The organism is Eudoraea adriatica DSM 19308, from assembly GCF_000382125.1.
Classification (GTDB): domain Bacteria; phylum Bacteroidota; class Bacteroidia; order Flavobacteriales; family Flavobacteriaceae; genus Eudoraea; species Eudoraea adriatica.
On record NZ_KB907547.1, the window covers coordinates 13,508 to 37,669 of the forward strand.

Annotated in this window: 24 protein-coding genes; 12 read left to right on the top strand and 12 right to left on the bottom strand. The window is 37.7% G+C overall.

All coding sequences use genetic code 11. The annotated features are described in order from the left end of the window. Positions 1-152 precede the first annotated feature (152 nt). From G504_RS0103625 to G504_RS0103640, 3 genes are all read left to right on the top strand, one after another. Positions 153-749 carry a ribonuclease HII gene (locus G504_RS0103625; protein ID WP_019668778.1) on the top strand — a complete coding sequence of 199 codons (597 nt, stop codon included), beginning with the start codon at positions 153-155 and terminating at the stop codon, positions 747-749. Between the two features lie 132 nt (positions 750-881). Further along, positions 882-3,344 carry a hypothetical protein gene (locus G504_RS0103630; protein ID WP_019668779.1) on the top strand — a complete coding sequence of 821 codons (2,463 nt, stop codon included), beginning with the start codon at positions 882-884 and terminating at the stop codon, positions 3,342-3,344. A 379-nt stretch (positions 3,345-3,723) separates the two neighbouring features. After that, positions 3,724-4,413, top strand: a complete 690-nt coding sequence (locus G504_RS0103640; RefSeq protein WP_019668780.1) for a TapB family protein — start codon at positions 3,724-3,726, stop codon at positions 4,411-4,413. A gap of 24 nt (positions 4,414-4,437) precedes the next feature. Here the strand turns inward: G504_RS0103640 and lipB are convergent, their stop codons facing one another. The 3 genes from lipB to G504_RS0103650 form a co-directional block, all read right to left on the bottom strand. Further along, positions 4,438-5,154: a lipoyl(octanoyl) transferase LipB gene (lipB, locus tag G504_RS0103645; protein ID WP_019668781.1), complete on the bottom strand. Its 717-nt coding sequence runs from the start codon at positions 5,152-5,154 to the stop codon at positions 4,438-4,440. A gap of 20 nt (positions 5,155-5,174) precedes the next feature. Then, entirely contained in the window at positions 5,175-5,330 is a 156-nt protein-coding gene (locus G504_RS19420; protein WP_083930693.1) for a YqaE/Pmp3 family membrane protein, read from the bottom strand. 184 nt (positions 5,331-5,514) lie between these two features. Beyond that, positions 5,515-6,429, bottom strand: a complete 915-nt coding sequence (locus G504_RS0103650; RefSeq protein ID WP_019668782.1) for a hypothetical protein — start codon at positions 6,427-6,429, stop codon at positions 5,515-5,517. A 269-nt stretch (positions 6,430-6,698) separates the two neighbouring features. On the opposite strand from G504_RS0103650, the gene lysS reads away from it, so the two are divergent. The 3 genes from lysS to G504_RS0103665 all read left to right on the top strand — a co-directional run bounded on the left by lysS (position 6,699) and on the right by G504_RS0103665 (position 11,457). Beyond that, a complete protein-coding gene (gene lysS, locus G504_RS0103655) occupies positions 6,699-8,390 on the top strand; it encodes a lysine--tRNA ligase (protein ID WP_019668783.1) in 1,692 nt (563 codons plus the stop codon). A 133-nt stretch (positions 8,391-8,523) separates the two neighbouring features. Beyond that, positions 8,524-9,930: a PKD domain-containing protein gene (locus tag G504_RS0103660; RefSeq protein ID WP_019668784.1), complete on the top strand. Its 1,407-nt coding sequence runs from the start codon at positions 8,524-8,526 to the stop codon at positions 9,928-9,930. Between the two features lie 93 nt (positions 9,931-10,023). After that, positions 10,024-11,457 (top strand): SLC13 family permease, encoded by a 1,434-nt coding sequence (locus G504_RS0103665; RefSeq protein WP_019668785.1) that lies wholly within the window; start codon positions 10,024-10,026, stop codon positions 11,455-11,457. Between the two features lie 55 nt (positions 11,458-11,512). Here the strand turns inward: G504_RS0103665 and G504_RS0103670 are convergent, their stop codons facing one another. Together G504_RS0103670 and G504_RS0103675 are read right to left on the bottom strand one after the other, a co-directional pair. Continuing rightward, positions 11,513-11,935 (bottom strand): hypothetical protein, encoded by a 423-nt coding sequence (locus tag G504_RS0103670; RefSeq protein WP_019668786.1) that lies wholly within the window; start codon positions 11,933-11,935, stop codon positions 11,513-11,515. Positions 11,936-12,291: 356 nt separating this feature from the next. Beyond that, positions 12,292-12,921, bottom strand: a complete 630-nt coding sequence (locus G504_RS0103675; RefSeq protein ID WP_019668787.1) for a hypothetical protein — start codon at positions 12,919-12,921, stop codon at positions 12,292-12,294. Positions 12,922-13,515: 594 nt separating this feature from the next. On the opposite strand from G504_RS0103675, the gene G504_RS0103690 reads away from it, so the two are divergent. Next, a complete protein-coding gene (locus G504_RS0103690) occupies positions 13,516-13,695 on the top strand; it encodes a hypothetical protein (protein ID WP_019668790.1) in 180 nt (59 codons plus the stop codon). A 201-nt stretch (positions 13,696-13,896) separates the two neighbouring features. Continuing rightward, a complete protein-coding gene (locus G504_RS0103700) occupies positions 13,897-14,355 on the top strand; it encodes a hypothetical protein (RefSeq protein ID WP_019668792.1) in 459 nt (152 codons plus the stop codon). An 81-nt stretch (positions 14,356-14,436) separates the two neighbouring features. On the opposite strand, the gene hemL is transcribed toward G504_RS0103700, so the two are convergent. Genes hemL through G504_RS0103720 form a run of 4 tightly spaced genes read right to left on the bottom strand, consistent with a single transcriptional unit; the run spans position 14,437 to position 17,800 of the window. After that, positions 14,437-15,726: a glutamate-1-semialdehyde 2,1-aminomutase gene (gene hemL, locus G504_RS0103705; protein WP_019668793.1), complete on the bottom strand. Its 1,290-nt coding sequence runs from the start codon at positions 15,724-15,726 to the stop codon at positions 14,437-14,439. A 6-nt stretch (positions 15,727-15,732) separates the two neighbouring features. Beyond that, positions 15,733-16,554 (bottom strand): glucosaminidase domain-containing protein, encoded by an 822-nt coding sequence (locus G504_RS0103710; RefSeq protein WP_019668794.1) that lies wholly within the window; start codon positions 16,552-16,554, stop codon positions 15,733-15,735. Continuing rightward, entirely contained in the window at positions 16,551-17,480 is a 930-nt protein-coding gene (locus tag G504_RS0103715; protein WP_019668795.1) for a 1-aminocyclopropane-1-carboxylate deaminase/D-cysteine desulfhydrase, read from the bottom strand. Before G504_RS0103715 ends, G504_RS0103710 begins: the two co-directional genes overlap by 4 nt. After that, positions 17,468-17,800 (bottom strand): hypothetical protein, encoded by a 333-nt coding sequence (locus tag G504_RS0103720; RefSeq protein ID WP_019668796.1) that lies wholly within the window; start codon positions 17,798-17,800, stop codon positions 17,468-17,470. The genes G504_RS0103715 and G504_RS0103720 overlap by 13 nt, the downstream gene beginning before the upstream one ends. A gap of 176 nt (positions 17,801-17,976) precedes the next feature. Here G504_RS0103720 and G504_RS19760 point away from each other — a divergent pair, with 176 nt between their 5' ends. The 4 genes from G504_RS19760 to G504_RS0103735 all read left to right on the top strand — a co-directional run bounded on the left by G504_RS19760 (position 17,977) and on the right by G504_RS0103735 (position 21,884). After that, positions 17,977-18,135 carry a DUF5522 domain-containing protein gene (locus G504_RS19760; protein ID WP_169336896.1) on the top strand — a complete coding sequence of 53 codons (159 nt, stop codon included), beginning with the start codon at positions 17,977-17,979 and terminating at the stop codon, positions 18,133-18,135. 79 nt (positions 18,136-18,214) lie between these two features. Beyond that, the gene (locus G504_RS0103725) at positions 18,215-18,796 is read left to right on the top strand and encodes a DUF4136 domain-containing protein (RefSeq protein WP_026348372.1); all 582 of its coding nucleotides are present in this window, start codon (positions 18,215-18,217) and stop codon (positions 18,794-18,796) included. Between the two features lie 61 nt (positions 18,797-18,857). Next, positions 18,858-20,609, top strand: a complete 1,752-nt coding sequence (locus G504_RS0103730; RefSeq protein ID WP_019668798.1) for an aromatic amino acid hydroxylase — start codon at positions 18,858-18,860, stop codon at positions 20,607-20,609. Between the two features lie 9 nt (positions 20,610-20,618). Next, complete coding sequence (locus G504_RS0103735; protein ID WP_026348373.1) at positions 20,619-21,884, top strand: glucuronyl esterase domain-containing protein; 1,266 nt, start codon at positions 20,619-20,621, stop codon at positions 21,882-21,884. A 25-nt stretch (positions 21,885-21,909) separates the two neighbouring features. Here G504_RS0103735 and G504_RS0103740 read toward each other — a convergent pair whose 3' ends face one another. From G504_RS0103740 to G504_RS0103750, 3 genes are read right to left on the bottom strand one after another with little or no spacing between them, the layout of a single operon-like run. Further along, positions 21,910-22,524, bottom strand: coding sequence for a DUF4230 domain-containing protein (locus G504_RS0103740; RefSeq protein ID WP_019668800.1), 615 nt, complete (start codon positions 22,522-22,524; stop codon positions 21,910-21,912). Next, a complete protein-coding gene (locus tag G504_RS0103745) occupies positions 22,521-23,483 on the bottom strand; it encodes a GSCFA domain-containing protein (protein WP_026348374.1) in 963 nt (320 codons plus the stop codon). The genes G504_RS0103740 and G504_RS0103745 overlap by 4 nt, the downstream gene beginning before the upstream one ends. An 18-nt stretch (positions 23,484-23,501) precedes the next feature. Further along, positions 23,502-24,161 carry a hypothetical protein gene (locus G504_RS0103750; RefSeq protein WP_019668802.1) on the bottom strand — a complete coding sequence of 220 codons (660 nt, stop codon included), beginning with the start codon at positions 24,159-24,161 and terminating at the stop codon, positions 23,502-23,504. Position 24,162 lies beyond the last annotated feature (1 nt).

Below are 24,162 nucleotides of genomic sequence, written 5' to 3' on the forward strand. Positions count from 1 at the left end.
AGGCTGACGCTTCTTTTTTGTTAAAATATCCTTAATTATTATGGTATTCTAATAAATATATATGAATAGTTAAATTATGTTTAATATTTAAAGTTAAAAAAAGGAATATATCTAAATTTTTCCTGAATTTTGACCCTAAATACGGTCGGTAAATGTTAAAATATTACAGGAAAAATGAATTTGAAGCAGGAACGGATGAAGCCGGAAGGGGTTGTCTGGCAGGGCCGGTTACCGCTGCTGCAGTTATATTGCCCTCCTCATTTACCGAAAAATCACTGAATGATTCCAAAAAATTATCCGAAACAATCAGAAACAGGCTCCGTCCTTTAATTGAACTAAGGGCTTTATCTTTTAGTGTAGCACATATCCAAACAGATGTTATTGATAACATTAATATTCTCAATGCTTCAATTCTTGCCATGCACAAAGCTATTAATACCCTCTCCAGTAAACCCAGCTTTATAATTGTAGATGGCAACAGGTTTAAACCAATTAATGAAATTCCTTACGAGTGCATTATAAAAGGAGATTCCAAATTTCAAAGTATAGCCGCGGCATCCATATTGGCTAAAACCCATAGAGATGCTTATATGGAAAAAATACATGAAGAATTTCCGATGTACAACTGGAAACAGAACAAAGGCTATGGCACCCGGGAGCACAGAGAGGCAATTATGAAATACGGAATTACCAAATATCACAGAAGGAGCTTTAAATTAAAGCCCGATCAATTAAAGTTAAACCTATAATATAGGGCCGGCAGGTTTTCCATATCCTTTAAATGCCCAATATGCCAATTCGTTTAATAACATTGCTAACTTCCCGGCTTATGGCATAGATAAGAATAGATAAAGTTTTAAATTTGCCTCAAAGCATTTTACATGAGATTAAAATTAGTTTCCACCCTACTTCTTTTTGTCATCCTTTCCTGCCAGAAACAAAAAGATTTCACAACGCCGCTTCTTCAATTTTTACCCCAAAATGCTTCGGTCATCATTAAAATAAATAATCTGACAAAACTAAAAAGCGAACTAAAGAACAACGACTTTTTAAAGCCTTTGGCTTCAACCACAAATTATGACCATGTCCTGGGAAGGCTAAAATCATTAGAGTATATTCAAAGTGATACCACCGGTATACTTGCTTTTACAGAAATTGATTCTCTAAAATCAGAATTTATTTATACATCTCTTAAACCCCTTAGTTTTATTAATAGTACCGAGGAAAAAAGTACTACGGTGGAGGCTGTCACTTTTCAAGGCAGGACCTATAACAGATATGAAATAGAGCAAAGTACTTTTTTTAGTATTGAGCTGGATGAGCATATTATTCTGGGGTCATCACTAAACCTAATTGATTCTACTATCAATAATAGTAGCCAAACGGAAATAGATCCTATTCTCAATTCACTTTTTCAAACTTCGAATATTGATAAAGCTGCCTCGGTTTATGTAAACCTCGAACAGAGCAATTGGATGGATGATTACATTCTTAAAAAAGATGCAACCATCCAATTTTCAGGTTTTGCAGATTGGGTCACCTTTGACATAGAACCTTCTCAGGACTACCTGCAATTGAATGGGATATCCATCACTGATGATTTTACCAAAAACTTTCTAAGCCTGTTTAAGAATACAAGGCCATCACCAGGCGATTTAAGCATGAAAATGCCCGCAAATACAGATGCTTTTATTTCTTTTTCTTTTGATAATTATGATGTTTTTTCACAGAATCAGAAAGAATATTTAGAGGCGGCATTTAAACGAGACAGCGTTTTCAATACGGTTGAAGAAATTGGCGTTCTGTTCATTGAAAATAAAAAGGCTGTTATTTTAGGCACCTATGGCGCGGAGAATATTACGCGGTTTCTGGAGGATAAGAGCAGCAACAATTCCATCTACATGGGTCGGGAAACTTTTGAACTTAGCAGCAATAATTTTCTTTACGATTACTTTAATCCAATGCTTAAGGATTTTAAAGCCAGGTATTATACAATACTCGACAATACCTTTATTTTTTCCGAAGAGCCTGAGGTCATACAAGGAATAATTCAGGCCAATAGTAGTGGTACAACATTCGACAAAAGCATGTTGTATGAGACCTCACGGAACGTTCTGGCAGATGAATCCAGTATTGTTTTCATGGCCAATAAAAAGGGAATGGAAGAAATTCTGAAAATGCATTGCACCAGGGAGCTATTTACTGATTTTAATAAAACTACGGCCTCTGATTACATTTTTGCCGGACAGATTGTTGCCGATGCAAACTTTTATCACACCAATATAATCATTCAAAAAAAGTACAGGGAAAAAGTCAGGAATTCAATTTCTGCTCTTTTTCGTGTAGAATTAGACAGTGATTTAGCAACTAATCCTCAATTTGTAAAGAATCACAGGACCAACAAAAAAGAAATTGTAGTACAGGACCAGGAAAACAATTTGTATTTAATATCTACCAAAGGTAAAATACTTTGGAAAAAGCAGTTAAGCGGAAAAATACAAGGTAAGATAAGTCAGGTAGACCTTTACAAGAATGGACGATTACAGTTAGCTTTTACTACGGGAAATGAATTCCTGATTTTAGATAGAAATGGTAAAGAAGTACCGCCTTTTACCATGAATTTCGCCGGTGGAAACTTAAACGAACTGGCCGTTTTTGATTATGAAGGCAAAAAAAATTACAGGTTTGTGGTTACCCAGGGATCGAAGGTTTTTATGTATAATTCAAAAGGTAAAATCGTAAGAGGGTTTAAATATACCGAAACAGACAGTCCGGTACTTTTTGCCCCCAAACATATTAAAATTGCCAATAAAGATTATTTGGTTTTTATGCTCGAGAATGGGGACCTTAAAATAATGAATCGTGTTGGCAGGTCCAGAGTTCAGGTAAATGAGAAAATAGATTTTTCCTCGAACAAACCATATTTATATAATAACAACTTTATCGTAACAGATAAAACGGGGACTCTTTATTCCATTGACACCAAAGGCAAAATTTCGAAGACAAAACTCAATTATTCTGAAGACCACGGGCTAGATGCAACAATCAAAACCCTCGTAACCACCAATGAAAATATTCTGAGCATTAAAGGAAAAAATGTAACACTGGATCTAGGCGTTTACACCCACCCTGATATATTTTATGTTCATGATAAAATATACATTAGCGTAACGGACATTCAAAGTCAGAAGGTGTATCTGTTTGACAGTAATGCCCAGCCTATTGAAAACTTCCCCGTATTTGGGTATTCCAGGATAGACCTGGATGACATTGACAATGACCGTAAGATTGAATTTATATGCAAGGATGAGGAAAATGCACTTGTTCTTTACAAAATAAACTAAGCCTTCTCCGAAAACCATTTACACAATAAATTGATCAGTTCGTACAATTGTTTCGGGAACTAACTCATTTTTATTTAATTTTCTTTACAAAGTGCCAATAATTATGTCTTTCAACCTCTTTGTTGATAAAAAAAAGACTGGTTAAACCACTTCAAATTTGCCTTAAATATCGTATTTTTAAAATTGGTCAAAGATTACTTAAATCATGAAAGCACTGCCTCAATTTCGCACAATGCCTTTTCTCCTTTTAGCAATCTTTGCAGTTCCTGATACAAGCTCTCAATTATTAAAAAAATCGGGAAGCGGCTAAAAGGGAAAACGGAAATCTCCCGATGGTAAAACACGAAACTGAAGAGCAGAATTTATAAAAATCTAAATAATGAAACTAAAACTTATTTTTATTGGAATGCTCCTTTTATTGGCATTGCCTGTAACAGGACAAAATTGCAGCAAATACTACCCTATGCAGGAGGGCACTACTTTAGAGTACACTTCCTATAACGGAAAGGGTAAAACTCAAGGAACGATCAGTTATACAGTTTCCAACGTAGTAAATGAAGGAAGTACGTCTTCAGCTACGATGGATATGAAATATATGGATGATAAAGGGAAGGAAGCCTTTAGTTCAGAATTCACCTATTCCTGTACAGGGAATAAGGTAACCATAGACTATGAATCCTTAATGTCTAATCAGATGCTGGAGCAATTCAGTGATATGGAGATGGAAGTTTCCGGGACGGATATTGAACTGCCTAATGACCTGGAGGTGGGTATGGAATTACCGGATGCCAATGTTATCATGAAAATGAGCATGAGCGGCATCAATATGAATTCTCAGGTAGATATGATTAACAGAAAAGTAGAAAAACAGGAAACGATTGCGACTCCTGCAGGCACTTTTGATTGCTTCGTTATTTATAGTGAAAACCAGTCTAAAATGATGATGGCAAGTCAAAATTTCCCATCGCGCCTATGGCTGGCTGAAGATGTAGGAATGGTCAAGCAGGAAACCTATAATAATAACGGAAAATTAATGTCCAGTATGGAACTTACCAACCTGAGCAAATAGTTTTTAAAAATTTAAAACCGGGGTTTAGACCCCGGTTTTTTCTTTAGTAATTTGTGCATGAAATAATTCAGCAAAATGTTTTAGCAGTTTTTGTTTTACCTCTCCGATAGGTACTTCTTTTTGACCCAATTCCACATTCAATGAAGTTACCGACTTACCTTTAATGCCACAGGGAATCATCAAATCAAAATAACCCAAATCGGCATTTACATTTAAGGCAAAGCCGTGCATAGTGACCCATCGGCTCGCCCTTACTCCCATGGCACAGATTTTTCTCGCGAAGGGTGTGCCAACATCCAGCCATACACCAGTCTCTCCCTTTGAACGCTCTGCATTCAATCCGTATTCCTGCAGGGTAAGGATTACCATTTCCTCCAGTAAACGAAGGTATTTATGAATGTCGGTAAAGAAATTGTCGAGGTCCAGGATGGGATAGCCTACAATCTGACCGGGCCCGTGATAGGTTATATCCCCGCCCCTGTTTATCTTATAGAATTTTGCACCCCTCTCCGAAAGCTGTTCTTCATTGACCAACAGGTTCGACACATCTCCGCTTTTCCCCAAAGTATATACATGGGGGTGCTCAACAAACAGGAAGTGATTTGGTGTTTCCAAAATGCTTTCCTCCCGCCTGTTTTTGATTTTAAGATCAACCGTTTGCTGAAACAAGAGTTCCTGGTAGTCCCAGGTTTCTTTGTAATCCTTTAAGCCTAAATCCTGAATAGCAACTTTCTTATTCATCACAGGCAAAGATACAACCTTCAGCTCGGATTATTAAGGATTACGAGGGCTGCTATTACCCCGGGGACCCAACCGCAAAAAGTCAATAGCAGAACAATAAGAAAAGACCCGCAACCTTTACCAATGACGGATAAGGGCGGAAATATTATGGCCAGCAAAACTCTCCAAAAGCTCATAGTATAGGTTTTACAATCCCCCGCTCTATTGCGTGGGCTGTGTAATTATTGGACGAAATTTATCGCCGATTGTTACAATCCGGGTTCAATTAATTTGAAAATTCCAAGGTATAAATCAGGCCCTGCGTCAACAGGGCCTTAAAAGCTAATGAATCACTAACAATTAAATTAAATGACTCAGTGATTACAAAGATTCTTTATCAGCCTCAGATAATTCACAAAGTCCTTTCAAAGCATCTTCTATATCACCTGGTGTACTCATGATTTTCATAAAAGTACCCATTGACAAATCCGGCCAATGCAATGCCAAACGGTATTTACCGTGAAGCATAGTTGCGGTTTTGTCCTGCAGGATAATCTCATAGGGCATAGCCGCAATATGGTCTTCTCCAATAGTTGGTAAGAAATAGGCCTCACCTTCTTCCTGGTTTCCCAAACCAACCCCAAATACCGCTACTTTTTCATTATTGTAGAGAATTTTATATACCAGTACTGTTTCACCCTTTTTAGCTTTGAGGTTGCTTTCAATTACTTCTAGTCCTTCCTGAAATGAGGAAAATTCATTCAGGGTAACAGGATCTGTGAAATACGGCATCATTATTTTGTAGTGATATTTTTTTAATCTGTCCGCTTCTACTCCACCACCAAAGGGGGTGAAGTCCATACCTACAATTTCAAAAGTAGTTCTTAAGTCCTTGGTGAAATTATCAAATGTAGATTTATATTGCCCATAACTATCCCGCAAATATGCCCTAAAAAAATAATCCGGATTTGTATATGAAATAGTTACTACATCATTTTTCTGAACCAAACCAACCTTGAATGCCGCAGCCAAAGCCCCTCTGTCGGCAACTTTTACCACTGCATTCTCTATATCAGGCCTTGTAAAAACTATTACCTTTAAGGATTTCTTGTTTGCAGGATTGTAGGATCCCAGAATAGTATATGAATTTTCATTTAATACCGAAAGTATGTCATCAGATACCTGTTCAATATTTTTATTGGATTTGCCAATTTCAATGTAGGGAGCAATTTCCTGACTACCTATGTGCCAGGAGAAAGCAACCAATGCTACAATACTCAATACGATTTTTTTCATTTTTTAAAGACTTTTGTTTTTACTGGATTTTATGTAATTGTTTTTTTCTCAAAGCATTAAAGAATCCCAAAATTCAAGATGATTTCTCCAATAAAGCATAACAATAGAAATCAGGGACAAAGGAAGAAAAGATTAGATATGGAATCTATGATTTTTATCATGATTGTAAATTAGATTATACAAGGAAAACCAATTTCACAACAGATTGAAAATATTGGATTGATAGATTAGCTCATTGTACCTATATTTGCAGCTTTAACGACCAATTTATGCAACTGTCTGAGCAAGAAATCGTACGAAGAGAAAAACTGAATAAGCTCCGGGAAATGGGGATTAACCCTTACCCGGCTGCCTTGTTTCCCGCAGATACGACATCTGTGAATATTTCTACAAACTTCTTAGAGGGAAAAAAAGTTACCATTGCCGGCAGGTTGATGTCCAGAAGGATTCAGGGTAAAGCTTCGTTTGCGGAATTGCAGGATAGTGAGGGGCGTATACAGGTTTATTTCAACCGCGATGAAATTTGTCCGGGTGAGGATAAAACCAAATACAATGAAGTCTATAAAAAACTGTTGGATATAGGGGATATCATAGGAATAGAAGGAGAACTTTTTACTACCCAGGTAGGTGAGAAAACCGTAATGGTCAAAGATTTCACGATCCTAAGTAAAGCCATCAGGCCTTTACCTCTTCCCAAAAAAGATGCAGAAGGCAATGTCTATGACGAATTTAACGATCCGGAGCAACGCTATCGCCAGCGCTATGTAGATCTTGCTGTGAATCCTGCTGTAAAGGATACTTTTATCAAGCGCACTAAAATAACCAACAGTATCCGTGAGTTTTTAAATGACAAAGGCTATCTGGAAGTAGAAACTCCCGTTTTGCAACCCATACCCGGCGGGGCAGCCGCAAGGCCCTTTATTACACACCATAATGCACTGGATATCCCCCTATACCTCAGGATTGCCAATGAGTTATATCTCAAGAGATTGATTGTGGGTGGTTTCGATGGTGTATATGAATTTTCCAAGGATTTTAGAAATGAAGGGATGGACCGCACCCACAATCCGGAATTCACCATTATGGAACTCTATGTGGCGTACAAGGATTACAACTGGATGATGGATCTAACGGAACAGTTGCTTGAAAAAGTAGCCATAGATGCCAATGGCTCAACTAAAGTTACCATGGGTGATAAGGAAATCGATTTTAAGGCTCCCTTTCCACGCATTCCAATCCTGGAGGCCATAAAGAAACATACAGGTTATGAAGTTTCGGGGATGGATGAAGAGGCTTTGAGGGATGTAGCCAGAAAACTGGAACTGGAAGTAGACGAAAGTATGGGGGTTGGCAAGCTTATTGATGAGATTTTTGGCGAAAAATGCGAGGATCACTACATTCAACCCACTTTCATTATAGATTACCCGAAAGAAATGAGCCCCCTTACCAAGGAGCACAGATCTAACCCAGCCTTGACAGAGCGGTTTGAACTTATTATTAACGGCAAGGAAATTGCGAATGCATACTCGGAGCTAAACGACCCCATTGATCAGCGGGAAAGATTTGAAGAACAGTTGAAGCTTTCTGAAAAAGGCGATGATGAAGCCATGTTTATCGATCAGGATTTTATCAGGGCCCTCGAATATGGAATGCCACCCACAGCAGGGATTGGTATTGGCATTGACCGACTGGTTATGTTACTGACAAATAATGCCTCTATTCAGGAAGTGCTGTTCTTTCCTCAAATGAGACCTGAAAAAAAACCACTGGAACTAGGCGAAAATGAAAAAGCGATTTTTAACATTTTAAAAAATCAAAAATCCATGCCTTTAGCCAAATTGAAAGAAGCCGCCGGTTTAAGTAATAAGGCCTGGGATAAAGGTCTTAAAAGTCTTAACAAATTGGGGTTAACAAAAGTGGTAAAAGAAGAGGACACCCTGCTTTGCCAGATAAATGAGTAAAAAACACCTTCTTTTTTCATTCCATTCATTATCAGTATTTTAAGGGCTTTGTATTTCATCGAATGAGTGTTAAATTTTGAAATAAAAAGGCCGGTACTTTCGTTCTATAAAATAGAATCCCAAATCTGTTTTTATGCCGAAAATCTACTTTCTGATCATTTTAGCTGCATTTTTGACTTCCTGTTCTAAGGATACATCGCCTTCAGAGCCGGATAATCCTGATCCCAGCTCAAAATTAGAGGCTTGTTTTGAAGTAAGCAAAGAGATCCTTTTAGTGGGCGAAAACCTTCAAATAAACAACTGTTCTGTGGGGGCAAGCACATACTCCTATAATCTTGGCAACGGGGAAACCCGAACGGAAGAAAACCCAACTGTAGTCTATGGAAAGTCTGGAGATTATACCATAGCCCTGACCGTTACCAATAAAGCTAACGAGACAAAAACATTTTCCCGGCAAGTTCTGGTAAACGATGCTATTGTAGAAGACTTTTTTATTTTCCCCGAAGTGGCAGAAGGATTTAACGGAATTCCACTGGAAACCGGCATAAACCCGGTAAATGGTTCAATTTATTCTATTGAACTTTTGGAAGACCTTATAGGAACCGGAGGCTCAAAATTTTACTACGTAGAATTAAATGAAAGCTATGAATCCTCGGCTATATATTTGGCAGACAAACCTTATAATTCAAATAGTGCTTTTGTTAACTTCTACCCAAGCGGGAATATGAATTTTGTGTTCTCAAGAACATTGGATGGTCTTTATGGCACTCAGGAAGTAACCTATAATAATGCGTTTAACTTTCTTAATGGAATTAATTCATCTTCCAAGCACAGTTATGGTTACCTGACCGAAGGCACCAATTTCCTTTACTTTGGAACAGAGGAGGAAAATGGTATCTATAAGACAGCTGTGGAAACAAGGAATTCCTCTGGTGATGCTTTTACTGTAGTCCTCAATTCTTTTGGTGATGCAGATTCCATGATTGGGGATATGATTAAAGTTGATGGCGGTTACATTGCATTCGGGGCAGTTTTCAGCAAAAATCTTACAAATCCGAAAATAACAAACTATAAACCTTTATTAATATTCTTTGACTCCGGTCTGAATGTATCTACTCATGTTATTTTTGAGGATTCTGTATTGGACTCTAAAATCACCTCTTCCAACGACCTGAATGGAAGTTATCATCTGGAACAACTTAATAACGGCAATATTGCGATGTATGCCCATGGAGAATTAATAATTGCTAATGCAAACGGCACACGGATTTCATCGTCTTATTTTGAAGGCACAAAGAACAACCAGGCTATGCTGTCCTTAGGAGATTCCTTTGTAATATCGACTGATACTAATTTAAGAAAATTTGATGCAAATGGCAGTCAAATTAAAGAACTTAACTATCCGGGAAATTATTTGCCTGAAATTCTAAACTTAAATGGCAATCTATTTTTTATAGCCGGCTATGATATGGGTGGAGAGGTTAAATTGCTATATGGATCAACCGATACAGACCTGAATCCAATTAATTTAAATGACTAGTTCTTTACTGATAATTGAAAAGGGAGGAAGCTAACTCCCTTTTATTTTTATAACTAAAGTAAAAGGTATAGCTTAGGGCCTAAAATATTCTAAATGGGTCTTAACAAGAAACTCGGACTTATTTCCGGTCCGCTTCTTTTCTTCATTTTTACAAATTTACCAAACCTCATTCCGGAAAATGAAAATGCCAATGGTGTTATTGCCGTTGCTTTATGGATGGTGATTTGGTGGATTACCGAAGCTGTTTCCATTTCTGTTACCGCTCTTTTACCGTTGTTGCTGTTCCCGGTTTTGAATATTATGTCCATAACAGATGTAGGGGCGAACTATGGAAGTCCAATTATTTTCTTGTTTTTCGGAGGCTTTGTTTTGGCATTGGCTCTGGAAAAGGTAAACCTGCATAAGCGAATTGCCCTTAACATCATTAAAATTACGGGGACTACTCCAAATAAAGTGGTCCTGGGTTTTATGATAGCTACCGCATCACTGAGCATGTGGATAAGTAATACTGCCAGCACGGTGGTAATGTTGCCAATAGCTATGTCTGTAATTGGATTACTAATTAATGATGAAGACGGTTATACCAAAGATGACCAGAATTTTGCCCTCAGTGTTATGCTGGGGATAGCTTTTTCTGCAAATGCCGGAGGTATTGCCACCGTCATTGGAACTCCGCCCAACTCTGTGATGATTGGTCTGCTGGAAAATGAATATAATATTGAGATCTCTTTTCTAAAGTGGATGACCCTGGGTCTTCCTTTTTCTATACTACTTTTGATAATAGCATATCTTGTTTTGGTAAAGTGGATGTATCCAAACAAACAACTTCAATTCAAGGCATCCAAGGATGTGATAAACGCAGAACTAAAAAAATTAGGACCTGTATCGGGTAAAGAGAAAATGGTGTTGGTCATTTTCGGGATTACCGTATTTCTATGGATTTTCAGAACGGTCATAAACAAACTATTCCCTGGATTAGGCCTTTCAGACACCATAATCAGCATGTTGGCCGCAATTTCTCTTTTTTCTGTGCCCTATAATATCCGGAAGGGAGATTTTATCATAAAATGGAATGATACTCAAAAATTGGCCTGGGGAATTCTTATTCTGTTTGGTGGTGGACTGGCCCTTGCTAAAGGTATGTCTGTAAGCGGCATTGTGGCCATAGTCTCCAACGCCATTGCTACCAGTGAAATCAGTATTTTGTTTACGGCTTCACTTCTTATACTACTTATGTTATTTATGACGGAGTTAATGAGTAATGTAGCCCTGGTGGCGGTTCTGGCTCCTGTAGTCGCAGGTATTGCAATTGGCCTGGAGATACCAATAGTCTATCTTTTAATTCCGGTGACAATAGCCAGTAGTTGCGCATTTATGTTACCCATGGCTACCCCTCCAAACGCAATTGTTTTTGCCAGTGGCTATATTAAGGTTCATCAGATGGCAAAAGTTGGAATCATTTTAAATCTGATTGCTGTTTTATTATTGATCCTGGTTTTCCAGTATGTAATCCCCATGATATTTTAAAAAAAAGCCCCGATACAATGATCAGGGCCTGTTTATTGATGTGTTATACCAATTACTATATAGAAATATTGTCTGATTCTGATGTCCTTGAATACGGATTAAAGTCAGCAGGTAAATAATCTGCTGTTTCCAATTCTAATTGAATGTCATCCATAGGATCAATATAACTTACATTTCGAAAATCCGTCGGATTTCCATACACATTAAAATCTCTTGGTAAATTCTTTTCAGAATCAATATAAACATAAATGTCCTCCACGTAAGAAATAGCATTCAAATCCAAATAATGGTTATATGGATCAAAATCTTCAGGAAGGTATTCTGATGTATTAAAACCAAGATCAAAATTCTCTTCTTCTATATATTCTATGCTGCTGAAATCAAATTGGTTTTCATCACAATTTGGATCCTGAGCATTTAAGCCATTAATAGCTACTGCTATCATAAAGCTACTTACTATTGTTTTTAAATTTTTCATAACGCTATTAGGTTAAATATTTGTACAAAAATACAACTCGTAAATGCACTTCTTATTGCTCTTGATATAGTATTAACAATTGCCCAAATTCAGTTGAAAAACGATTTTCTTAGTCTCTATAGACAAAACTTATGGACTTTTCATAAAAGCTAAACAAAATCTATCAAGATATGGGTATCTATGCCTGGTTGTTAACAATTTGAGAATCCTGTTTTTTAAGTTAAATTTTTGTTAAGTACCTTTTATTCATTATGTATGCCTGCGATTTGGCACTAAAAAAGCCCTTGCAGAGCAAAGGCTTTATGGCGACTAACCCAATAATTCGATAGAAACAAGATCTATTTTCTATACCCTTATTATCTTGATAGAGGATTAAATCCAACCGGTAAATAATCCGCTGTGCTAAAATTAAAATCTAAATCATCTTCGTCTTCTATATACTCTACAGAATCCAGATCCAAATAGAATTCATGTGGATCAAAACCTTCTGGCAAATATTTTGCAGTATCAAAACCCAGGTCAATTGCTTCTTCTTCTATATAGTTAATAGCATCCAAAGTGCCGGGATTGGCATATGCGTTAAAATTTTCAGGCAAATACGCCGCGGTATCAAATCCCAGCTCTGTAACTTCATCATCAATGAATTCAACAGAATTAATATCAAAATAGACATCATAAGGATCAAAACCTTCAGGCAAATAATCTACTGTATCAAATCCTAAATCAATGGAAGTTTCTTCTTCGATATAAACTATTTCGGATACCTTAATATCTTCAGGTGCATTTACTAATGTCCTGCTTACAAGTTTTGGCGCTTTCCATTCAGTTTCAATTTGCATTGCAAGTACTTCAGGATTATTTACATCATCAATACTTACATGAGTACTATCTTCTGTTAAAGTACAATTTGTCGTTAATTTATTTTCTTGCGGCGTGGTGGTTGTGCCCAGCAGTACTAATCCACATAATAATAATAACTTGTTCATTTTATAATTGTTTTTTGTTGATCGTTGTTTGCATATAAGACGGCCGAAAAATTAAATTGTTACACTATTGGCTTTTGTTTAACAGATAATTTTAGCCCTAAAAGCATATCCCAATGAATTATCATTATCTTATATCTTATTGTTAATCAGTATATTAATTAATTAGCCATATAGAGGTTAAAAAATATTATTCTTAGGATTAAATTAACAATAGGCCGGATTAATTTTATGGTTTTTTATACAGTAACAAGCAAAAATCTGTACTATTTAATAGCTCACAATTTTTTCCAAATACATTTACCGGTATTAAATGTTTTAGGGTTACAAAAAATTGTTGGTAGGTATATCTTTAAAATTAAAACGCCTAAAACAGTGGTCAAAGAAGAAATATCAAGATCACAGAAAGATTAAGGCTCGTTGAAATACCTTATTTGAGGTACTAAATGCAAGGCGCTTTTAACCAAAAACCCGGCAAAAACGGGGCAGACCACAAATAATGCCTTTTTAACCATAAAAAAAGCAACATTCACAACAATCATTCCATTTGGCTCGTTATTGGTTATACCTTAGTAAGGAACAAAAACCCCCATAACTATGTCTTATAAAGCGAAAAGTCTTCTTTATTTTGTTTGTTTTGTGTTATCTGCCTTTACCTACTATGAACTGGACAGTTATGAGAACAATGAACAGAAGTTTTCTGCGGTAGCGGTCGTAGAAGTTTCCAATGACTATTTAGCACCTGCGTTCTTCATTGAGCTAGAAGATCTGAATTAGTAAAGCAAATCCATATATAAATTCCTATATAAAGGGCCCGGTATAAACCGTGCCCTTTTTGTTTGTAATAAAGATTTAAATAATACAACTGCAGACTTACCTGCCATGCCCGCTAAGTGTTAAAATTATTATAAACTCAGGACATGGTTTAAACCTAATCACGAATTAACAATCCAATACATATAACAAAAACATAAACACATGAAAAAAGTATTGGTTACAACCGTATTATTAATTGGATTGATGGGTTTTTCTCAAAGAGGGGGCCATTTTGATTCTGAACAAGGTGGGATGAAAGATATGTCTCCGGAACAAATAGCAATCCTCAAGACAAAAAAAATGAATTTGGCCCTGGATTTAAGTGCCGCTCAACAAAAAGAAATCCAAAAGCTCAATTTGGAAAATGCTAAAGAACGACAAGCTTTAATGTTGGAAAGGAAGTCAGTAAAGGAAGAAGAAGGCAGGATCAGGCCCGATGCAGATGAACGATTTGAGTTTCAAAAAGACAAATTGGACAGGATGATTGCTCAAAAAGGAAAAATAAAACAAATTCTTTCAGAAGAGCAATTCAAAAAATGGGAACGTATTCATCATCATCGCAGGAATCATCTAAAAGAAGGCAAGAGGGGCCATGATTCCCATAGGGAACATGGTAAATAGGTCTTAAGTATTAGGAAAAGCGGAATATAGAACAACAACTAATTTGTACTGTATTCCGTTTCTAATTAAAACAACTTCTATTTAAACCAAACTGGGCGCAATTTTCTTTAAGACTTCAATGGTATAGTCCAAATCTTCATAACTAATTGCATCATTGAGGAAATAGCTTTCAAATGCACTCGGTGGAAGATATATTCCTTCCTTTAACATTCCATGAAAATACTTGCGGAAGAATTCATTGTTCCCCTTAGCCGAGCTGTTAAAATCTATTACCGGGTTCTCGGTAAAATGAACAGATATCATTGAACCAAAACGGTTAATTTGATATGGGATTCCTTGTTCTTCCAATACAGAAGACAGACCATTATGAAGATAAATGGTTTTTTTATTGAGGCTTTCAAAAATTTGAGGCCTATTATTCAACTCTGTAAGCATGGCAAGTCCGGCACTCATAGCCAAAGGATTGCCACTAAGGGTCCCGGCCTGGTAGACAGGTCCTTCCGGAGCCAAATAAGCCATAATTTCATCTCTTGAAGCGAATGCGCCAACAGGAAGCCCTCCACCAATCACTTTTCCAAAAGCAACTATATCGGCATCTATTCCAAGGGCCTCCTGTGCCCCACCACGGCCCAAGCGGAATCCTGTCATTACTTCATCAAAAACCAAAAGAATATTTTCCTCTGTACAGATTTTTCTAAGTCCTTTTATAAAAGAATCTGAAGGAACTATACAACCCATATTACCGGCAACCGGCTCTATGATTACAGCGGCTATCTCTCCTTTATTAGCCGCAATCAATGTACGCACGCTATCCAGGTTATTGTATTGTGCAAGCAGGGTATCCTTTGCAGTCCCCTTAGTTACTCCGGGGCTATTCGGACTTCCAAAGGTTACCGCGCCACTACCTGCCTGAATTAGAAAGGAATCTGAATGGCCGTGATAGCATCCGGCAAACTTTATAATCTTTTCCTTAGCTGTAAAGCCGCGGGCCAGACGGATAGCACTCATGCAAGCTTCTGTTCCGCTATTCACAAATCTAATCTTATCAATATTGGGAACCATTGAAACTGCCAATTGCGCTAAATCGGTTTCTATTTCAGTAGGCATTCCAAATGAAGTTCCAAGCCTGGCTTTATCAATAACCGCATTGATCACAGGTTCATGGGCATGCCCCAATATGAGTGGGCCCCAGGAAGAAATATAATCAATTAGTTTATTTCCGTCCACATCGTATAAATAGGCTCCTTTGGCTCGTTCAACAAAAACAGGATCACCTCCAACGGCTTTAAAAGCACGGACAGGAGAATTTACACCGCCTGGAATATATTTCTTGGCCTCCACAAATAAGGCACTGCTTCTCTGATAAATCATACTAGATTATTTTACGCGTTCCGATTTAATAGTCAACTCCTGTCCAATAGACAAATTACTGGAGTTCATGTCGTTGAGTTTCATTAACTCATCGACGGAAATAAAATAAGTTCGGGATATGGAATACAAGGTATCCCCTTTCTGGACAATGTATTTTTTATAATCATATTCTTTAGGTTCTGCCTGAACCAGATATCCCTCGGATATAACTTCTTTATCGTATTTGTAAAGTTCATACCTTTCAATAAAGGAAATCAGTTTTTGAGGATAACTTTTATCCGTGGCATAGCCGGCTTTCTTCAGGCCTTTTGCCCAAGCCTTGTAATCATCGCGCCTTAATTCAAAAAGGGAGGCATAACGTGCTCTGGATGACAGAAAAATACTATGGTCACGAAACGAATACATTGGATGATTGTATTTTCTGAAACATTCCCCTTTTTCATCATCATCGTGATATTCAAACTCACCATTCCATCCATCATGACATTTTATCCCAAAATGATTATTTGTCTTCATAGTTAGAGTACCTGTACCATAGCCACTTTCCAAAATTCCCTGAGCCAAAGTAATGCTCGCCGGTATGCCATAGGCTTTCATTTCAAACTGGGCTATTTGCGAAAAGGTATCCAAATACTCTTCAATGGTGGAAGTAGAGATGTATGTAAACTTTTTGGCATCCTCCGGGAATGGAAACTTTGTATAATCTTTATTGGCTTTGTCGGACTTTACAACCTCAGAGGATGCATTCTTAGAATAGGTAGTTCTTTTTTTAGTTCCGCAACTCAGAAGTAAAAAAGCGAAAACAACTACCAGCGTAGCATGTTTCATATATCGATTATGGGTAAATTTTTACTTTTCAAATATAAATTTATTCCAGCAATTCCTTGCAATCCACCGGTATGTATAGCTAATATTTTTATCCCGGGATCAAAAAAATCCCCGGCAACCAGGTCCAGGACGCCAAAAATCATTTTTCCTGTATACACAGGATCCAAAGGGATTCCGGTGTTTTGATACATCTCATTTATAAAAGATATTAATGATTCATCCACCCTGGCATATCCCCCAAAATGGTAATCTTCACATAATTTCCAGTTCCCATTTTCAACAAATTTACAAATATCTTTTTTTAAAAAGTGGCCTTTAAGGGCAGGAAAACCGATGACCTGTTGGCTGGGAGTAGCACTATTAATTATTCCCGCCAAAGTGCCTCCGGTTCCAACGGAGCAACAAATTATATCAAATTCAGCGTCTTTTGGAGTAAGAATCTCTTCACAACCCCTTACCGCCAGATTGTTAGTACCACCTTCCGGAACCACATAGAATTCACCGAATTCCATTTTTAATTTATTTATAAATGCGGTAGATTCTTTTTTCCTGTAGTCTGTTCTGGAGACAAATTTAAACTTCATCCCCTGCTGATGTGCAGCCGATAAAGTTGGATTATCAGACCATCTCTCAGCTATTTCCTCTCCTCTGATTACTCCTATAGTTTGCATTTTATTCACCTTTCCGGCGTAGGCCGTTGCGGCAATATGATTTGAGTATGCCCCTCCGAAAGTCAGCAGGGTATCATATTTCAATTCCTTAGCCCTGAGGAGATTATACTTCAGTTTTCGAAATTTATTGCCTGAAATTTCAGGATGAATCAGATCTTCACGCTTCAGATGAAGTTCTACTTTCTTCTTCTCTAAGAGAGGATGGGATATCTTTTGATTGCTGACCAACACACCTTCAGGGCTTAATGGCTCCAAAGATATTTAATAAAACTAAACCGTTTTCTTTCTGAAAGGTATTCCATATTTAGTTCATTTTGATAGGCTTCTCGCTCAAAACTAATGTTTTGATATGCTTTGTAGCTGTCAAAATAAAGCAATGCTCTTAACAACCATTCTGTGATATATAAAAAATAAAAAGGAAGAATAAGGAGTTCCTGCTGTTGCCGTAAATGAATCCTTTCGTGATTAATTAAAACCTCATCCTGTTTCAAATAAACATTCTTGAGGATAATAAACGGCCATAGCGAAAGGCCAACATAATTACTGTAAAAAAAATGTCTAATTATCACAATCATAGGCAATTGTATAAAAAGCTGTATCAAATATAATTGTTAATTTTATTTTTGCCTATAAATGACGAAAGCTTACCAACATAATCGTTGAGTTGCCAAACTCAGGTTCTTAGTCAGTTTATCGGGTTTTGAACTGATGAGTACTACTTTATTAACAATATTCCTGTAATTTCGTGTTTATGAAAAAGATATTGCCGGTTGAAGAAGGTGATTTTTACTTATCGGAAGAAGGTTACCGCGTCTTCACAAAAAAGTATCATCTGAAAAGAGGTTATTGTTGTGAGAGCAGTTGCAGGCACTGCCCTTACGGGTATAATGCAAAGACAAATACCCAGTAATTTAACTACCTATTTGGCATGATAATTGTGCCATTATTCTTATCCAAAGATGGTTGACGAACCTAAAATATTTTCTGGTATGAAAAAGATAAAAATAGTTGTAGTTCCGGTGCTTTTCATTCTCTTCCTGACTTCTTGTGCTTCGGTAAATGTATTGTCAGATTATGACAGACAAACCGACTTTACGGCATATAAAAGCTATGCGTTTTATAAAACGGGAATAGACAGGGCGCAGATTTCCGATCTGGACAAGAAAAGAATCCTGAGGGCTATTGAAACGGAAATGGATTCTCTGGGTTTTGTTAAATCCGAAGAACCCGACCTGCTTGTTAGTATTTTTACCAATGAAAGAGTAGAAGTAGATGTTTATGGCCCGGCCTGGGGTTATGGCTGGGGCTGGGGATGGGGATGGGGATGGCCCGGATATTACAATCCTTACTTTTGGGGGCCCGGCTATTACGGCAATAACGTAAGCACCAGAACGGAAGGATCTTTGTATATTGATTTGATAGATGCAGAGAAAAAAGAATTAGTATGGCAGGGCAGAGGCGTTGGCACCCTGAATAATGTGAAAAATATAGAAAAAAAGGAGAAACGTATTCGAGAGTTCGTTTCACAGATAATGCGACAGTTTCCCCCGGAGGCCATGGCCGAAAATTAAACCTGTGACCGCCCGCTTTGGGCGGTTTTTTTGTATCTTTATAAGGCATCAATAAATTGTTATGTCTTTTGAAAGCAATCCTATTTTAGATAAATTACCCTCACATCTTAAACAGTATATAAAACCTCAGAACTATGAAGATTATTCAGCCATAGACCAGGCTGTATGGCGTTATGTTATGCGAAAAAATGTGGACTATCTGAGCACTGTAGCCCATAAATCATACGTGGAGGGACTTAAAAAAACTGGCATATCTGTAGATCACATTCCCAATATGTATGGGATGAATCGCATTTTAAAGGAAATAGGATGGGCCGCTGTAGCCGTTGACGGGTTTATCCCTCCGGCTGCCTTTATGGAATTCCAGGCCTATAATGTCCTGGTTATTGCTTCAGACATAAGACAACTTGAACATATTGAATACACACCTGCACCCGATATTATTCATGAAGGAGCCGGTCATGCGCCAATCATAGCAAATCCCGAATATGCAGAATATTTGAGAAGGTTTGGCGAAATTGGCTCTAAGGCCATTTCCAGCGCGAAGGATTATGAACTTTATGAGGCTGTCCGGTATCTCTCCATAATAAAAGAAGCTCCCGGTATCCCCCCGGCCGATATTGACAAAGCCGAGAAACATATCGAAGAATTGCAGCAGAATATGGGTGAACCCAGTGAGATGGCCCTTATAAGAAATTTGCACTGGTGGACCGTGGAGTACGGGCTTATCGGTACTGTTGAAGAACCAAAGATTTATGGAGCGGGACTTTTATCCTCCATAGGTGAAAGTGCCTGGTGCATGACTGACAAGGTTAAAAAAATACCCTATAGTATTGAAGCTGCGCATATTTCTTTTGATATTACCAAACCACAGCCACAACTATTTGTTACTCCGGATTTTGCCTTTCTGAGTCAGGTACTTGAAGAATTTGCCAATGGCATGTCTTTGAGAAAAGGTGGCCTCATGGGGGTGACAAAATTGATTAATGCTAATGAACTGGGTACTATAGAGCTTAGCACAGGTTTGCAGATATCCGGAATATTTACTGATGTGATTGCCCATGAAAACAAGCCGGTATATGTACAAACAACCGGAGAAACTGCTTTGTCTTACAGAGAAAAGGAACTGGTTGGGCATAGCAGGAAAGAACATGGCAGTGGCTTTGGATCGCCGATTGGTAAACTAAAAGGGATAAATCTGGCCATAGAAGATATGAGCCCCCGAGATCTGAAAGCATATAACATCTATGAAGGTGAAACCATTATACTGGAATTCGAGGGGGATATTACAGTAAAGGGTGAGATTATAACAGGCACCAGAAACCTTATGGGAAAAATTATTCTGATCACCTTAAGGAACTGTACGGTAACACATGGAAAAAATGTACTTTTTAAACCTGAATACGGCTTGTATAATATGGCTGTGGGAGAACGTGTAATATCGGCGTTTAATGGCCCTGCAGACCTCAGCAGTTTTGATTTAGTAACTCATGAAATATCTTCAGTAACAATTAAACCGGCAAAGTCTGAAGCTCGCAAAAAACTGGAACGGTATTATGAGCAGATAAGGCACTTTCGCGAGGGTAGCAATACAACAATATCTAGAAATAAGGTGTTTAGAGAAATACGTGAAAAATACCCCAATGACTGGCTTTTGTCAGTTGAACTCTACGAACTGGCTAAAAATAATAGTGATGATGGCTTCGCACAAGAAATTCGAGCCCACCTGGAGACGGTCAAACTTAATAATCCAAACGTGGGCCATTTAATAGATGACGGCTTAGCCTTAGTTGATGGTCATCTGGTCAGTTAATAAAAAATTATGAAAACGTATGTCTTATCCGCCTGTTTACTTTTTGCCCTCCAAACTATGAATGCTCAAAATATTGCTAATTACGATGAATCCAAGGTCCCGGAATTTGACCTGCCCGATCCTCTGACGACCTTTTCCAATGATAAAATTCGGACAAGTGCCTCCTGGAAAGAACAAAGAAGACCGGAATTGATTGATTTTTTTGAATCTCAGGTTTATGGCAAAGTACCGGGAACGGCAGATGCAATTGCTTTTGAAGTTGTTGAAGAAAGCAATACGGCACTAAATGGGCTTGCCAGGCGCAGGCAAGTAAAGGTAACGGTAAGAAAAAATGAAAGAACATTAAGCTACCTGATACTCTTGTACCTGCCAAAAAATATTGCCAAAGCCCCAATTTTTTTAGGTTATAATTTTCATGGAAATCATACCGTAATTAATGATCCGGCTATAATAATTTCCGAGGCCTGGTCCCTTAATAATGAATCAATAGGTATTACCAACCATATGCTTACTGAGGAAAGCAGGGGAATGCGATCCAGCAGATGGGCTGTAAATAAAATTATCGAAGCCGGCTATGGCCTTGCCACCATTTATTATGGAGAGATAGACCCTGATAAAAATGATTTTACAGACGGTCTCCATTCACTGTTCTACACGGGCGACCAGAAAAGACCTGCCCGGGATGAATGGGGTGCCATTGGAGCCTGGGCCTGGGCTTTAAGCAGAGCTATGGATTATCTGGAAAAGAGCGCGGAGGTTGATCGGTCGAAAGTTATTGTTTTCGGACATTCAAGATTGGGTAAGGCTGCATTATGGGCCGGTGCAATGGATGAAAGGTTTGCGGGGGTAATTTCCAATGATTCGGGCTGTGGAGGAGCTGCCTTATCTAAACGCAAGTTTGGAGAAACAGTGGCTCAAATAAATAAAAACTTTCCTTATTGGTTTTCTGAAAACTTCAAAAAATATAACAATGCGGAGGAAGATTTAATAGTAGATCAGCACGAATTACTGGCTTTAATTGCTCCTAGGCCTTTATATGTTGCCAGCGCAAAGGAAGATGAATGGGCAGACCCCAGAGGAGAATTCCTTTCCGCCTATTACGCCACTTCTGTCTATTCTTTATTTGGCAAAAAAGGCATCCCTTCAAATGAAATGCCTCCTGTGAATTCTCCAATCCAAAATACCGTAGCCTACCATATTCGGACCGGCAAGCACGATGTTACCGAATACGACTGGGAACAGTATATTAAATGGGCTGTTGAACAATTCAATTAAAAGTAATCTTCAGGCACCCATGGGATCAGTTGGATGGAAATAATTCAATAGCACCTTCTTTAATGATTTCATTGTTATATTCCAGGGTCCAGCCTAATGAATTGGTCAGAATATAAAATTTGGAGAGTTCACTTATTAGTCTGTTCTCTGCATTTTTTAGAAGTGAAGAACCCTTTACTTTTTTTAGCAGTGAAGCCTGCACATTTTCCTTAATCTTATTATAATCTTCTGCGCTAAACGGGTTAAAATAATCTGCGCTTACATCATAATATTCAAAATCCGGAGAGATTTTTATTTCCGGTTCCGGGATATGCAATATCCTTAAGGTTTTGGTGGCTTCATCTACCTCAAAATTGATCTCATTCAGATCATATGCCACGCTAACTTCTGCGTTGACAACCACCAATGCCTTCTTATCCGCTGTAAAATAAGGGCCAAATAATTGTTGAGAATCTTTATAACTATATACCTCAGAAAAGTGACCTTCGGTTACTATTAGCTTAGCTACATTTTCTATCTGTTGCCGGATAAGCATACTATTTTCTTTTAAAATAGATTTTTCCACCTTGCCTTTGTTCCACGATTGATAAATTAAAATCATGGCCATTGCGATTACAATTCCTATTAAAATTCGCTTCATGGTTTGAAATTCATAAATGGGAACTCCTTTTGCAGCACTAAAATTTTCTCATTCAGTGATTTTAAAAAAAGTTGATGCTGCTCAGAATCCTCGTTAAAAGGCTTATGGGACAATCCTTTCCGAATTTCCTCAACGGCTTTCATTACACTTCCCGTTTTCTCAGAAATCCAGACATTTTTAAACCTTTCCCAAATGTATTCTATTGCCAGATTATTTGGATGCACCATATCTTCCGCATAAAATCTGTAGTCTCTTAGCTCATCCAGCATAATTTCAAACGCCGGAAAATAGTGGAGGTTTTTAAATTGTTCGGTGGCTTCCATAATTTTCCCCACAGCCAAAATTAAATTTGCCTTACTGCGTTGATTTTCAACAAATCCATCCTTTAAATGCCTTACAGGCGAAATTGTGAAAATCACCGAAGCGCTTTCATTTATCTTTCTGATGTTTGCAATTATACGCTTAAGGCTTTCTTCAATCTCTTCTTCAGCCAGTAACTCTTTGGTAAAGTTCTTTTGGGGCAGCTTATGGCAATTGGCAACCGGCTTCTGGGTTTCAATACTTCTGTATACCCATGCAGTACCCAGGGTAATTATGATATGCGTGGCATTTTCAAGTTGATCTCTTGTTTTTATAAGTGCGCTATTTAAATTGCCAAGCAGCAACTCTTTAGTTGGATCACTCAGGTCTGAATGTGCATCAAAACAGTGCCATCGTTCGTTGAAATAAAAAACATCAGCAGCTTTATATGTCTTCTGCTCAATAGACTTCCCTATAAAGTTTTCTATGGCTAAGGGGTGAAACAAAATTCCAATCGGGTTTTGCAGGGTTTGAAATTGATAGTATTGAAGTTTCTTTCCAATATTTTGAACAAAACAAGAGCCCAGGAGAAATATTGAGCTTTGATAATCAATCTCTTCTTCCTCAGGTTGTAAAGGCACTATTGTTTGAAGTTTCATCCTGTCCATTTTACATGGTTACAAGCACTCGGAGATATTCTCCAGCATTGAATTATAATCCGCCTCCAATTTGGCATCAAACTGATTTATAAATCCGAGAATGCGAAGAAGACGAGCTATTTCCTGAGTTTGTAAAGCCTCTGCCGCCTTGCTAACTTCATTTTGGACCAGACGCTGAACGTTGTACATACTTTCCAGACCATAAAGACATTCATAGCCAAACGCATTAGTTATCCCCATATTCCTGGATGTTTCCCAGGCAATTTCTGATAATTCGGGGAGTTCAAGATTTATTTTGGTATCTCCAGAGTAGCTGTATATAGAATCATTTATTCTCAAAGAATCATTTATTAGCAAAAATCCGGGAAAACTTTTCTGAAATAGTTGCATTTCGGAGATACTAGAAATCACCTGCCCATCTGTTTTAGAGCGCATTTCTTTATATGCCTCTATGGCTTCCGGAATTTTAATATTTATATTCCGCGCAGCCACTAATTCCCTTAAATTATTTTGAATCTCTTCTTCTATTTTATCGATGGCAACCCTTTTATTCTCATCTATTTGATTCGAGGCATTCCAATTATTAAACCAAATAGCCAGGCTAATGCCAATAAATATCAAAAAGATTTCACCCAGAATATATTTCCAATTTACCATATTCGGCTTAAAAAGTCGCATA